This is a genomic window from Pseudomonas sp. NyZ201 (assembly GCF_049860765.1).
Taxonomy (GTDB): Bacteria; Pseudomonadota; Gammaproteobacteria; order Pseudomonadales; family Pseudomonadaceae; genus Aquipseudomonas; species Aquipseudomonas bharatica.
Genome location: NZ_CP187557.1, coordinates 5,425,318 through 5,438,261, shown reverse-complemented (window position 1 = coordinate 5,438,261; position 12,944 = coordinate 5,425,318). Strand labels below are relative to the sequence as shown.

Sequence of the window (12,944 nt, the reverse complement as noted above, 5' to 3'; positions counted from 1 at the left end):
GTCCCTCACAACCACCCATTCTATGCTCAGGCGCCTTTCATCCCGAGGAGCGCCACATGTCCGCCAATGCACTGTTCACGCCTTTCCAACTGGGCGCCCTGGAGCTGCCGACCCGTGTAGTCATGGCGCCGATGACCCGCACCTTCTGCCCCGGCGGCGTGCCTCACGCCAAGGTGGTCGAGTACTACCGCCGCCGTGCCGCCGCCGGTGTCGGCCTGATCATCACCGAGGGCACCACCGTAGGCCACAAGGCCGCCAACGGTTACCCGAACGTACCGCGCTTCTACGGTGAGGATGCCCTGGCCGGCTGGAAGAAGGTGGTCGAGGCCGTCCATGCCGAGGGTGGCCGCATCGTGCCGCAACTGTGGCATGTGGGCATGGTCCGCCGCCTCGGTACCGAGCCGGACGCCAGCGTGCCGGGCTACGGCCCGAGCGAGAAGCTCAAGGATGGGCAGGAGGTGGTCCACGGCATGACCCGCGAGGATATCCAGGAGGTTATCGCCGCCTTCGCCCAGGCCGCCAGGGATGCTCGATCCATCGGCATGGACGGCGTGGAGATCCATGGTGCCCACGGTTACCTGATCGACCAGTTCTTCTGGGACGCCAGCAACCGTCGCGACGATGAGTACGGTGGCGATCTCGCGGGGCGTTCGCGGTTCGCCATCGAATTGATCCAGGCGGTGCGTGCTGCGGTAGGTCCGGATTTCCCGATCATCTTCCGCTTCTCCCAATGGAAGCAGCAGGACTACAACGCACGCCTGGTTACCACGCCCGAAGCCCTGGGAGACTTCCTCAAGCCTTTGTCCGAGGCCGGCGTGGATATCTTCCACTGCTCTACCCGTCGCTTCTGGGAGCCGGAGTTCGAAGGTTCGCCGCTCAACCTGGCGGGCTGGACGCGCCAGCTCACCGGCAAGCCGACCATCACCGTCGGTAGCGTAGGCCTGGATGGCGAGTTCCTGCAGTTCATGGTCGATACCGACAAGGTGGCGCAACCGGCCAGCCTGGAAAACCTGTTGCAACGGCTCGACGCCGAAGAGTTCGACCTGGTCGCGGTGGGGCGCGCGCTGCTGGTCGATCCGCAATGGGCGGCCAAGGTGCGGGACGGCCGCGAAGGCGAGATCCTGCCGTTCAGCCGCGAGGCGCTGACGAGCCTGGTTTGACCAGCAGGTCGGGCCCGTTCATTGCGACGGGCCTGTCTCGTAGCGGCTCGCAGGCATTGCGCAGGTGGGCCTCGAACTGCTCGACAATCGCCGGCCAGCCCTGGCGGCTGGCGTGCTGGCGGGCATTCAGGCGAACCCGGCGCAAGGTCTCGTCATCTTCCAGAAGCCAGCAGGCGGCATCGATAAAGGCGGCGGCATTGCCTGGTATCGCCAGTGCGCCATTGTGCCCGTGGCGGATATGCTGGGCCGCTGCGGCTTCATCATAGGCAACCACGCCCAGCCCCGAGGCGAGGGCCTCCAGTACCACATTGCCGAAGGTCTCGGTCAGGCTCGGGAACAGGAAGATATCGCCGCAGGCATAGTGTTCGGCCAAGGGTTCGCCGCGCTGCGGGCCGCAGAAAATGGCGTCGGGCAGTTGTGCCTGCAGGGCGGCCCGTTGCGGGCCGTCGCCGACGATCACCAGGCGGATGCGGCGTTCCGGGTACCGGCGTTGCAATTCCTGAAGGGTACGCCCCAGCATCCCCAGGTTCTTTTCCGCGGCCAGCCTGCCGACATGCAGCAGGGCGATATCGTCGTGGCCCAGCCCCCATCGCTCACGTGGCGCCGCATTGCGTCGCGACGGGTTGAACAGGCAGCCATCGACTCCGCGGGACAACAGGGCCAGGCGCTCGAAGCCACGTCTTTCCAGAGCCAGGCGCTGGCTCGGGCTGGGCACCAGGGTGCTGTGGGTGCGCTGATGAAACCAGCGCAGGTAGTGGGTCAGCATCCGTGCCAGCAGGCCCAGGCCGTACTGGCTGGAATACTGCTGGAAGTTCGTATGGAAGCCACTGACCACGGTTATCCCCAGGCGCCGCGCGGCGCGCAGCGCACTCAGGCCCAGTGGGCCCTCGGTGGCGATGTAGAGCACATCCGGGCGGTCCCTGCGCCAGCGCCGCAGCAGCTTGTGCATCGACACCTGGCCCCACTGCAATCCCGGGTACCCCGGCAGCGGCCAGCCGCGGCAAAGCAGTTGGTCGGCGTTGGCCTGCCCAGGCGGGTCGTCGCTTTGCCGCGGCCGCACCAGTTCTACCCGGTGGCCGCGCTGGCGCAGGCCTTCGCTGAGGCGGCCGAGGGTGTTGGCCACGCCGTTTATTTCCGGCGGGAAGGTTTCGCTGATAAGGGTGATGTGCAGCGCGAGCGTCGTCATGCTGTCCAGTCTCCAGCGCTGAAATGGCTTGCGGGTGACGTTCGCATGACAACTTCATGACGCCCGATCCTTGGCGCTCCGGGCAAAAGAAATATTCCCGTTTTGTTGCTCAAGAATGACGTCCCGTCAGCCGATGCAATACGCATTCCCCCGATGACGATAGCGCTCCAGGAGAGCGGTGATGTTCAACAGCAAACTGAAGAAAGAAAACCAGGAACTGCGCGAAAGACTGCTGAGCCTGGAGCAGGTCAAGGACAGCCTGGACAGCGAAATGCTGGTGCTGCAACTGGACCCGAGCGGGCGCATCGAGTCGGTGAACATCAACTTCGAAAAGGAAATGGGCTGGAGCAGTTCGCAACTGGTCGGCCGGCCTATCGAGGATATCGTTCCGGCGCACGTCAAGCCGCTGGATTTCTACCAGCGCATGAAGCAGGCCATCACCCGCGGCGAGCATCTCAACGGTGCATTCCGCCTGCTTCGTGGCAATGGCGAGGAGGCCTGGCTGCGTTCGATCCTGCAACCGGTGAAGGACGGCAACGGCCGTATTCAGTACTTCACCATGCACTCCAGCGACCTGACCCGGACCATCGAGACCTCGCGGGAGCACGAGAGCCTGATCAAGGCGCTGATGCGTTCCACCGCCGTGATCGAATTCAACCTCGACGGTGAAGTGCTGACGGCCAACGACCGCTTCCTGCGCACCATGGGCTACAGCCTGGAGCAGGTGCGCGGCAAGCATCACCGGATGTTCTGCGAGCCGGAGGAGTACAACTCCGCCGAGTACCAAGCGTTCTGGGGCAAGCTGCGCCGCGGCGAATTTGTCGCCGAGCGCTTCAAACGCATCGATGCCCACGGCCGGATCGTGTGGTTGGAAGCCTCGTACAACCCGATCATCGATGCCCATGATGTGCTGTACAAAATCGTCAAGTTCGCCACCGTGATCACCGACCAGGTGAATCAGGAAAATGCCGTCGCCCAGGCGGCCGATATTGCCTACACCAATTCGCTGGCCACCGACACCAGTGCGCGCCGGGCCACCGAGGTGGTGACCCAGACGGTGGATGTCATGCGTGGCCTGGAAACCTGCATGCAGGACGCCGCCAACGGCATCCAGGCACTGGACAAGCAGTCCCAGGTGATCGGCTCGATCATCAAGACCATCAGCGACATCGCCGGGCAGACCAACCTGCTGGCGCTCAACGCTGCCATCGAAGCGGCCCGTGCCGGCGAGCAGGGCCGGGGCTTCGCCGTGGTCGCCGACGAAGTCCGCCAACTGGCCTCGCGCACCAGCACCGCCACCGAGGAAATCGCTCGCGTGGTGCAGCAGAACGAGGAACTGGCCAAGGCCGCGGTGGACATCATCGACAGCAGCAAGCGCCAGGCCGAGCAAGGCCTTGAACTGGCCGGGCAGACGGGGACGGTGATCACCGAGATCCAGGACGGCGCGCGGAAGGTGGTGAACGCGGTGGGGCAGTTCTCCAATCAGCTGAAGTAATCGCGGATGGAAAATGGCCGGTGCGCGAGGCACCGGCCAATGTTTTCAGCGAATCCGCAACAACCTGTCCAGCGCCCAGCCACCACCACCCCGCGCGATCAGCAGTAGCAGCAGGCCTGCCCATGTCAGGTGTGTCGGCCAGGCATCCGGGTAGACGAACACCTGGATCACCAGGGTCATGCCCAGCAAGGCCAGCGCTGCGCCGCGTGTGAACAGGCCCAGGATCAGCAGCAGCGGGAACAGATGTTCGGCATAGGTCGCCAGGTAGGCGGCCAGGTGCGGCGGGATCAGCGGCAGCATGTACTCGCTGCGAAACAGTTCGAAGGTGCCTGGGGTCAGGGTCAGCAGGCCCTCGACCTTGGTGCGTCCGGACAGGAAGAACACGGCGGCGATGGCCAGCCGCGCGACAAGGCTCAGAACGGAGTCGCTGAGCAGCCGTTGCGCGGCGTCGGCGATACGGCTGTAGCGCGAGCGGTAGCAGTGCGGGGCGGTGTGGCTGATATCCATGACGAGCTCCTTCAATCCAGCGCGATAGGGCGGAACACCCGGGCGCGCAGCAGGCGTCCGAGCAGGTCGGTGAAATCGAGGTCGGGCTGTATCGCCAGGGCCCGGGCGGAAGCGTGGTCGAGGCTGTCGCCGGCGGCGCAGGCGTCGAGGAACACGCAGCCCGCGTGCTCCAGCGCCTGATGCGTGACGCCTTCCGGGGCGCCGGTCAACAGCGTGCCTTCGCCTTGCCACGGCACCTGGTCGTGCCAGTCCAGCCCCTCGCGGTTGTAGTGCCAGAGGCTGTAGGCCGGATGGCTTTCGCACCAGCGCCAGCGCGCCGCGCTGCGTGGCGCCAGGTTCAGGTTGGCGAGGTCGCTGGCGGTGATACCTGTCAGCGCTGCCAGGTCCAGTGCCGGTTCGTCAGGGGCGCAGAAAACGCTGAGCCAGTCATGATCGAGACGAGCGACGTCGGCCAGCCAGGGCAGCTCGGCGAGGTTGGCCAACCGGGCGAGCCAGGCGGGAAAGTCCGCGCCATAGAGCACCAGGCGGGCATCACCGGGTGGTGAGCGCAACGCGTAGTCACGGGCTGCCGCCTGCATCCAGTCGCTGCCGACCAGGCGCTCGACACTGGGGAAATTGGCGCACAGGGCATCGACACAACCCTTGAGCACGGTATTGCGGTATACGGCGAACGCCGGTTGTGTGGTCAGTTGCAGCAGGGCAGGGGCCGGGCGCTGGTAAAGCGCTTCGACGAAGGCGTCCTGGAATTCTTCGAGTTTCATGGGCATTCCTCCGCCTGGTCGAGTAGCGCCTGGGCCGTTTCACGTTCATCCAGCAATTCGCTGAACGCGGGAATGGCATCGTCGCGCTCGATCAGGGTCGGGCGCGGGCCGATGCGCTGGATCAGTTGCCGGTACAGGTCCCACACCGCTCCGGCAACGGGAGCGGCGTGCGAGTCGATCAGCAGGCTGCCGGTGTCGTCTTCGCTGAAACCGGCCAGATGGATTTCGGCGATCAGTGCGGCGGGAATCCGCTCCAGCCAGGCACTGGCGTCGTAATCGAGGTTATGGGCGCTGACATGGACGTTGTTGATGTCCAGCAGCAGGGCGCAGCCGGTACGCCGGGTGAGTTCGACGAGGAAGTCGATCTCGTCCCGGTCGTGTCCGTCCAGACGCAGGTAGTGGGTGGGGTTTTCAATCGCGATCCGCCGACCCAGCGCCTCCTGGGTGCGCTGGATGTTGTCGGCGATACGCCCGAGTGCCTCGCTGGTGCGTGGAAAGGGCAGCAGGTCCGGGTGATAGCTCCCACGCCAGGCCGACCAGGCCAGGTGTTCGGAAACCAGCAGCGGATCGACCAGTTCCACCAGTTCGCGGAGGCGGCGCAGATGCTCTTCATCCGGGCGTGTATCCGCCGCCAGCGACAGCGAGACACCGTGCAGCGACAGCGGATGACGTTCGCCGATCCGCTGCAGCCAGGCGCGACGCGGGCCGCCAACCATGTAGTTTTCCGGATGGACCTCGAACCACAGGCCCTCGGCCGTGCAGGTCAGGGCCTCGGCGTAATGCTGCGCCTTGAGTCCGAGGCCGGCACCGATTCGCTTGCACGGGGTCATGGCTGGCGCTCCGGGTCAGGACTTGAGCGGGGTCAGCGAGCCCATGCCGGTGGGCGTCTTGATCGAAGTGCAGGTACCGGCGGGAACGTTCTTCCAGGCATCGCCCTGGTAGTCCTTTTTCGACGTACCGGCGCAGGAGGTGCCGGCGCCGGCCTTGCAGTCGTTCTTGCCGGCCATGGCCACGCCGTAGCATTTCTCCATGGCCGGGGCCTGGGCCTTCATGTCGTCGGCATGCACGGTACCGGCCAGGGCGGCGAGGGCCAGGGCGGCGGTGGCGAGGGTGAGATTGTTCATGGTGCTGTCTCCACAGGGTTGGATGGCCCCGGTGATTTACCGGCGGCTCGTGGAGTAGTTCGCCGGGGAATCGGGAACGGTTACAGCGTGCGGAAAATTTTTTTTGAGATTCCTTCGCCGCTCTCCTACTGTTCCATCCCGTGCCGTGTTTCCCGGCCAACAAAAGGAATGTCCCATGGGTGTAACCTGGTCGGCCAATGCAACGAACTAGTCCATATGACGCCCTGAGCGCGCGCGAGGCGCAGTTGCACAGCCTGCTGCTGCGAGGGATGGCCGGCGATGCGCTGGCGTACCGCGATTTCCTCGCCGCCCTGGCCGTTCACCTGCGTGGTTTCCTGCGCCGACGCCTCGCGCAGCGTCCGGAGGAGGTCGAAGACCTGCTGCAGGAAGTGCTGCTGGCGGTGCACAATGCCCGCCATACCTATCAGGCCGGGCAACCCCTGACTGCGTGGGTGCAGGCCATCGCCCGCTACAAGCTGGCCGATCATTTCCGTGGCTTCGCCCGGCGTGACGCGTTGCATGATCCGCTTGGTGATGACGACGCACTGTTCGGCGACGGGGATGAAGAGGCGAGCGATGCCCGGCGTGATCTCGACAGGCTGCTGGAGCAGTTGCCCGAGCGCCAGCGCCTGCCGATCGTCCATGTCAAGGTCGAGGGTCTGTCGGTCGAGGAGGCGGCGCGCCTGACCGGGATGTCCGGTTCGGCAGTCAAGGTCGGCATCCATCGCGGGCTAAAGGCGCTGGCGAGCATGATTCGAGGAAAGGGTAGCGATGAAGACCGATGAACTGATCAACCTGCTGGCCAGTGGCGAAGGTCCGGTGGATCGTCATGCCTTGTTGCGACGCCTGGGCCTGGCCTTGCTTGGCGGCGGCCTGGGGGCCTTGCTGCTGACCATGACGCTGTATGGCGTGCGCAGCGACCTGGCGAGCGTGGCGCCGACCCCGCTGTTCTGGGGCAAGGTGGCGCTGCCGGCCAGCCTGGCGTTGCTGGCGCTGGTCCTGACCCGGCGCCTGGCCCGGCCCGGAGTGAAGGGCGGAGCGGTCTGGGCCTTGCTGGCCGTGCCGATCGTGCTGGTCTGGCTGGGCGCAGCATCGAGTCTGGCCGGAGCGGCGCCGCAGGCTCGATCCGAACTGATCTTCGGCAGTACCTGGCGTACCTGTGCACTGAACATCGGGCTGTTGTCGCTGCCGACCTTCATCGGCGTGTTCTGGGCCTTGCGCGGCCTGGCACCCACTCGCCTGCGCCAGGCCGGTGCGGCCGCCGGCCTGCTGGCCGGGAGCACGGCGACCCTCGCCTATTGCCTGCACTGCCCGGAAATGGGCATTCCGTTCTGGGGCATCTGGTACCTGCTGGGCATGCTCCTGCCCACCTTGCTGGGCGCGGCCCTCGGGCCGCGCCTGTTGCGCTGGTAGTCAGCGACCGTCGCGCTCGCGTACCCAGAACAGCGTCGCACCGGCCACCGCCGCCGGCATCATCAGGATATTCACGAACGGCACCAGCAGTGCCAGGTAGGTGATGCCGCCAAAGCTCAGGCTTTGCCAGCGCTTGGCGCGCAGCCAGGCGAGCATGTCCTGCCAGCTCATCTTGTTGTTGTCCGCCGGGTAGTCGATGTATTGGATCGCCATCATCCAGATGCCGAACAGCAGCCACAGCGGCGCGGCGATGATGTTCACCACCGGGATGAACGACAGGATGAACAGGCCCAGGGCCCGCGGCACGAAGTAGCCGAGCTTGCGCATCTCGCGGCCGAAGGTGCGTGGCACCATGGCCACCAGCTCGCCCCAGCTGAAGGGCGGGAAGTCATCCTTGCCGCGTACCACCACCTCGACCTTTTCCGCCAGGAAGCCGTTGAACGGTGCGGCGATGATGTTCGCCAGCAGGGTGAAGGTGAAGAACACCATCAGCACCACCAGTATCACGAACAGTGGCCAGAGGATGTAGGTGAGGAAACCCAGCCAGTCGGGCAGGGTAGGCATCAGCGCATCGACCCATAGGGCGAACTGATGCCCGGCCAGGTAGACAAGGCCAGTGAAGAGCAGCAGGTTGATTGCCAGCGGCAGCAGCACGAACAGACGCAGGCCGGGGCTCAGGACCAGTTTCAGGCCCTCGCGCAGGTATTGCGGGCCAGACAGAACGGGGGCTTGCATAAAGGGCTCCGGGGATGAAAACGCGCCGACCTTACCGAGTTTGGCCACCTGACGAAAGCTGACCGATGGCCAGGAAACCGGGTGTAACAATTCCTCGGAAGGATAGGTCATAGCTAAAGAGACACACTCCGAGGGCCTATATAGAGCAAGTCTATAAGGTGGATTGTTTAAGGATATTTCCTTAATCTCTGGGCCCTCGCTACAGTGCGCACATTCTTTTTCAACGCCTTCGAATCCACGGTTCTCAAGGAGTTCCCATGAGCATTCTGGTCAACAAGCAAGCCCCCGATTTCGACGCCGCAGCGGTGCTGGGCGACGGTTCGATCGTCGACAGCTTCAAGCTCTCGTCCCTGCGCGGCAAATACGTCGTGCTGTTCTTCTGGCCGCTGGACTTCACCTTCGTCTGCCCGTCGGAAATCATCGCCCACAACAACCGCATGGCGCGTTTCCGCGAGCTGGGCGTTGAAGTGGTCGGCGTGTCCATCGACTCGCAGTTCACCCACCATGCCTGGCGCAGCACGCCGGTAGAGAAGGGTGGCATCGGTGCGGTCGAGTTCACCATGGTCGCCGACGTCAAGCACGAGATCACCCGCGCCTACGGTGTCGAGCACGACGATGGCGTGGCCCTGCGTGCATCGTTCCTGATCGACCAGCAAGGCGTGGTGCAGCACCAGGTGGTGAACAACCTGCCACTGGGTCGCGAAGTGGACGAAATGATCCGTCTGGTCGAAGCCTTGCAATTTACCGAGCAACATGGCGAAGTCTGCCCCGCCGGCTGGCGTCCTGGCCAGAAAGGCATGAAGGCTGACGCCCAGGGTGTCGCCGATTACCTGGCGGAAAACGCCAAGAGCCTGTAAGGCCTTCGCCGCAACGGTTTTCAGAACCTGTCGCGATAGGTCTTCCCCAAGGCTCGGCAGGTTCTTTTTTATTCTTCGGGGTTGGCAGTCATTCAGCGCCGGCCCGACAGGAGCGTGTCATGTCCGAAGTACGTCATTCCCGCGTCATCATCCTGGGCTCCGGCCCTGCCGGCTACAGTGCTGCGGTCTACGCGGCGCGGGCCAACCTCAAGCCGCTGCTGATCACCGGCATGCAGGCTGGCGGCCAGCTGACCACCACCACCGAGGTCGACAACTGGCCGGGCGACCCCCACGGCCTGACCGGCCCAGCCCTGATGCAGCGCATGCAGGAACACGCCGAGCGGTTCGAGACCGAAATCGTCTTCGACCACATCAACGAAGTGGCCCTGCAGCAAAAGCCGTTCACCCTCAAGGGCGACAGCGGTACCTACACCTGTGACGCGCTGATCATCGCTACCGGCGCCAGCGCCCGCTACCTGGGCCTGCCATCGGAAGAGGCGTTCATGGGCAAGGGCGTTTCCGCCTGCGCAACCTGCGACGGTTTCTTCTATCGCAACAAGCCGGTAGCCGTGGTCGGTGGCGGCAACACGGCCGTGGAAGAAGCGCTGTACCTGGCCAACATCGCCAGCAAGGTGACGCTGATCCACCGTCGCGAAACCTTCCGCGCCGAGAAGATCCTGATCGACAAGCTGCATGCCCGGGTTGCCGAAGGCAAGATCGAACTCAAGCTCAATGCCACCCTGGACGAAGTCCTGGGCGACAACATGGGCGTCACCGGTGCGCGCCTGAAGAACAACGACGGCAGCTTCGACGAGATCAAGGTGGACGGCGTGTTCATCGCCATCGGCCACACCCCGAACACCTCGCTGTTCGAAGGCCAGCTCGAACTGAAGGACGGCTACATGGTGGTTGCCGGCGGCCGTGAAGGCAACGCCACCGCGACCAACATCGAAGGCGTGTTCGCCGCAGGCGACGTGGCCGACCACGTGTACCGCCAGGCGATCACCTCGGCCGGTGCCGGTTGCATGGCCGCGCTGGATGTCGAGCGCTACCTGGACGGTCTGCAGAACGCTTCGTTCTGATCGACGCAAAAAAGCCGCGAAGGGCCTGAGGGTCCTTCGCGGCTTTTTCATGTCCGGGTGCCGTCAATACACCCGCTCCAGCCCCGCCTCCGTTTCCTTGCCGCGCTTGCGGCAGACGATGATCCCCACCAGCGACACACCCATCGCCAGCATCAGGGTACTGGTCGCTTCGGCACGATGTTCAGGCGTCACCACCAGTACGGCCAGCGCTGCCGAAATAAACAGGATCACGCCGTAGGTCAGCCAGGGGAACAGCCACATCTTCAGGACCAGCGCATCGCCGTGCAGGCGGCGCATGCGCAACTGTGAAATGGCGATTGCCAGGTACACCAGCAGGGCGATCGCCCCCGAACTGGACAGCAGAAAGTCGAACAGGCTGGCCGGGGCGAAGTGGTTGAGGGCGGCAATGAAGGCACCCACCGCCGCGGTCACCAGTACCGCCGTGCGTGGCACGCCATTGCGCGAGGTGCGCGCCGCTGCAGCCGGCGCGTCCTTGCGGCGGGCCAGGGAGTAGAGCATGCGCGAGGCGATGTAGATCGACGAGTTCATGCAACTGGTCACCGCCACCAGCACCACCAGGTCGACGATCAGCTTGGCATAGGGCACGTCCAGCAGTTCCAGGGCGCGCTGGTACGAGCCGACCGTCGCCAGTTGCGGATCGCTCCACGGCACCACGGAAATCACCACCATGATCGACAGCAGGTAGAACACGCCGATACGCCAGATCACCGAGCGCGTGGCCTTGGCGATATTGCGCGACGGTTCGCCGGATTCGGCGGCTGCGATGGTCACCGACTCGGTGCCGATGAAGCTGAACATGATGGTAATGAAGGCGCCGACCACGGCGGTCATGCCGTTGGGGGCGAAACCGCCGTGCTCCTTCATCACGTTGAACAGCCCGGCGCCTTCGTGATTGGGCACCCAGCCGGTCAGCGCGGCAGCGCCGAAGCCGATGAACAGGATGATCGCGGTGACCTTGAGCAGGGCGAACCAGAACTCGAACTCGCCGTACTTGGCCACGCCGAACAGGTTGGTGATGCTCAGCAGCAGCACCGAGGCCAGGGCGTAGATCCAGCTATCGATACCGGGAAACCACTGGTTGAGGATGTAACCGGCGGCAAGCGCCTCGATGGGCACCACCAGCACCCAGAACCACCAGTACAGCCAGCCGATGGTGAAACCGGCCCAGCCACCGATGGCCTTCTCGGCATAGGTGGAAAACGAGCCGGTGTCCGGGTTGGCCACGGCCATTTCGCCGAGCATGCGCATGACCAGCACCACCAGGGTGCCGGCGGCCAGGTAAGCGAGGATCACTGCAGGTCCGGCTGCGGCGATGGCATGGCCGGAGCCGACGAACAATCCGGCGCCGATGATCCCGGCGATGGACAGCATGGTGACGTGGCGGGGCTTGAAGCCGGCGGACAGTTGTCCACCGTGGGAGTCGTTCGGGCTCGACATACTCTGCTCTTGTTGGATGAGGATTATCGGGGCAGAGACAAGGCAGCGACGCTCAAGGGCGTGCCTCTACGCGTGTTGTTATGAGCCGGTAGCGGTCCGGCGCAGCTACCTTACCGCGAGGCAGGGCGGGCAAATTGACCCGGTTGCGGCTTGGGGCTTTCCGATTGCGACATGCAGAAAGGCAGACGCGGGCCCTGTGGGAGCGGGTTCACCCGCGATTGCAATGGTGAATCCACCACCGCAATCGCGGCGGTTCGGCGTTCCGATGAACCCGCTCCCACAGGGCCCGCGTCGCTTTTGATATTTATCAGAGGCTCAGGCGCATCGACAGGTCCACCGCCTTTACATCCTTGGTCATCGCACCGATCGAGATGTAGTCCACCCCGGTCTCGGCAATCACGCGCAGGGTGCTGTCGTTGATCCCGCCGCTTGCCTCCAGCCTGGCGCGACCGGCGGTGATGCGTACCGCTTCGCGCATTTCATCCAGGCTCAGTTCGTCGAGCATGATGATGTCGGCGCCGCCGTTCAGGGCCTGTTGCAGCTCGTCCAGGCTTTCCACCTCGACTTCCACCGGCTTGCCCGGGGCGATGCGCCGCGCGGCACCGATGGCTTCGGCGATGCCGCCACAGGCGGCGATGTGGTTTTCCTTGATCAGGAAGGCATCGAACAGGCCGATGCGGTGGTTATGGCAACCACCGCAGGTGACCGCGTACTTCTGCGCCAGGCGCAGGCCGGGGAGGGTCTTGCGCGTATCGAGCAGTTGTACCCGGGTATCGGCGACCTTGTCGGCCAGGGCCCGGGCATGGGTGGCCACACCCGACAGCATCTGCAGGAAATTCAGCGCGCTGCGTTCGCCGGTCAGCAGCGAGCGTGCCGGACCTTCCAGGTGGAACAGCGCCTGGTTGGCCACCGCGCGCTGGCCGTCCTGCACCTGCCAATGCACTGCCACCCGCGGATCGAGCTGGCGGAACACCGCATCGACCCAGGCCGTACCGGCGATCACGCAGTCCTCGCGGGTAATGATGGTGGCCTTGGCCAGGCGTTCGGCAGGGATCAGTTGCGCGGTGATATCGCCGCTGCCGACATCTTCGAGCAACGCACGGCGCACGTTGGCTTCGATTTCGGCGGTCAGATCGGCGAGGCGTAGGTTCGGCATGACGAGCTCC

General features: G+C 64.6%; 14 protein-coding genes. 6 read left to right on the top strand and 8 right to left on the bottom strand.

Going from position 1 to position 12,944, the window contains the following annotated elements:
- Positions 1 to 56 precede the first annotated feature (56 nt).
- Positions 57 to 1,160: an NADH:flavin oxidoreductase gene (locus ACPFMA_RS24440; RefSeq protein WP_420057666.1), complete on the top strand. Its 1,104-nt coding sequence runs from the start codon at positions 57 to 59 to the stop codon at positions 1,158 to 1,160.
- On the opposite strand, the gene ACPFMA_RS24435 is transcribed toward ACPFMA_RS24440, so the two are convergent.
- Positions 1,129 to 2,346, bottom strand: coding sequence for a glycosyltransferase family 4 protein (locus ACPFMA_RS24435; protein WP_425928915.1), 1,218 nt, complete (start codon positions 2,344 to 2,346; stop codon positions 1,129 to 1,131). The two genes, ACPFMA_RS24440 and ACPFMA_RS24435, sit on opposite strands and share 32 nt — an antisense overlap.
- A gap of 181 nt (positions 2,347 to 2,527) precedes the next feature.
- Here ACPFMA_RS24435 and ACPFMA_RS24430 point away from each other — a divergent pair, with 181 nt between their 5' ends.
- Positions 2,528 to 3,841, top strand: a complete 1,314-nt coding sequence (locus tag ACPFMA_RS24430; RefSeq protein WP_064302698.1) for a methyl-accepting chemotaxis protein — start codon at positions 2,528 to 2,530, stop codon at positions 3,839 to 3,841.
- A gap of 45 nt (positions 3,842 to 3,886) precedes the next feature.
- Here the strand turns inward: ACPFMA_RS24430 and ACPFMA_RS24425 are convergent, their stop codons facing one another.
- From ACPFMA_RS24425 to ACPFMA_RS24410, 4 genes are read right to left on the bottom strand one after another with little or no spacing between them, the layout of a single operon-like run.
- The gene (locus tag ACPFMA_RS24425; protein ID WP_425928914.1) at positions 3,887 to 4,348 is read right to left on the bottom strand and encodes a DoxX family protein; all 462 of its coding nucleotides are present in this window, start codon (positions 4,346 to 4,348) and stop codon (positions 3,887 to 3,889) included.
- Between the two features lie 11 nt (positions 4,349 to 4,359).
- On the bottom strand, positions 4,360 to 5,115 hold the full coding sequence (locus ACPFMA_RS24420) for a DNA-binding domain-containing protein (RefSeq protein ID WP_425928913.1): 756 nt from the start codon (positions 5,113 to 5,115) through the stop codon (positions 4,360 to 4,362).
- Complete coding sequence (locus ACPFMA_RS24415; RefSeq protein WP_425928912.1) at positions 5,106 to 5,939, bottom strand: DUF692 domain-containing protein; 834 nt, start codon at positions 5,937 to 5,939, stop codon at positions 5,106 to 5,108. The genes ACPFMA_RS24420 and ACPFMA_RS24415 overlap by 10 nt, the downstream gene beginning before the upstream one ends.
- 15 nt (positions 5,940 to 5,954) lie before the next feature.
- Positions 5,955 to 6,233: a BufA1 family periplasmic bufferin-type metallophore gene (locus ACPFMA_RS24410; protein WP_064302702.1), complete on the bottom strand. Its 279-nt coding sequence runs from the start codon at positions 6,231 to 6,233 to the stop codon at positions 5,955 to 5,957.
- A 197-nt stretch (positions 6,234 to 6,430) separates the two neighbouring features.
- Here ACPFMA_RS24410 and ACPFMA_RS24405 point away from each other — a divergent pair, with 197 nt between their 5' ends.
- Positions 6,431 to 7,018 carry a sigma-70 family RNA polymerase sigma factor gene (locus tag ACPFMA_RS24405; RefSeq protein ID WP_064302703.1) on the top strand — a complete coding sequence of 196 codons (588 nt, stop codon included), beginning with the start codon at positions 6,431 to 6,433 and terminating at the stop codon, positions 7,016 to 7,018.
- Positions 7,005 to 7,646: a DUF1109 domain-containing protein gene (locus ACPFMA_RS24400; RefSeq protein ID WP_425928911.1), complete on the top strand. Its 642-nt coding sequence runs from the start codon at positions 7,005 to 7,007 to the stop codon at positions 7,644 to 7,646. Before ACPFMA_RS24405 ends, ACPFMA_RS24400 begins: the two co-directional genes overlap by 14 nt.
- Here the strand turns inward: ACPFMA_RS24400 and cysZ are convergent, their stop codons facing one another.
- The gene (cysZ, locus tag ACPFMA_RS24395) at positions 7,647 to 8,381 is read right to left on the bottom strand and encodes a sulfate transporter CysZ (protein ID WP_064302705.1); all 735 of its coding nucleotides are present in this window, start codon (positions 8,379 to 8,381) and stop codon (positions 7,647 to 7,649) included.
- 257 nt (positions 8,382 to 8,638) lie between these two features.
- On the opposite strand from cysZ, the gene ACPFMA_RS24390 reads away from it, so the two are divergent.
- Entirely contained in the window at positions 8,639 to 9,238 is a 600-nt protein-coding gene (locus tag ACPFMA_RS24390; RefSeq protein WP_009405814.1) for a peroxiredoxin, read from the top strand.
- A gap of 119 nt (positions 9,239 to 9,357) precedes the next feature.
- The gene (gene trxB, locus ACPFMA_RS24385) at positions 9,358 to 10,320 is read left to right on the top strand and encodes a thioredoxin-disulfide reductase (protein ID WP_009405812.1); all 963 of its coding nucleotides are present in this window, start codon (positions 9,358 to 9,360) and stop codon (positions 10,318 to 10,320) included.
- Between the two features lie 63 nt (positions 10,321 to 10,383).
- Here trxB and ACPFMA_RS24380 read toward each other — a convergent pair whose 3' ends face one another.
- Complete coding sequence (locus ACPFMA_RS24380) at positions 10,384 to 11,778, bottom strand: amino acid permease (protein WP_009405810.1); 1,395 nt, start codon at positions 11,776 to 11,778, stop codon at positions 10,384 to 10,386.
- Between the two features lie 307 nt (positions 11,779 to 12,085).
- Positions 12,086 to 12,934 carry a carboxylating nicotinate-nucleotide diphosphorylase gene (nadC, locus tag ACPFMA_RS24375; RefSeq protein WP_009404447.1) on the bottom strand — a complete coding sequence of 283 codons (849 nt, stop codon included), beginning with the start codon at positions 12,932 to 12,934 and terminating at the stop codon, positions 12,086 to 12,088.
- Positions 12,935 to 12,944: the final 10 nt, after the last annotated feature.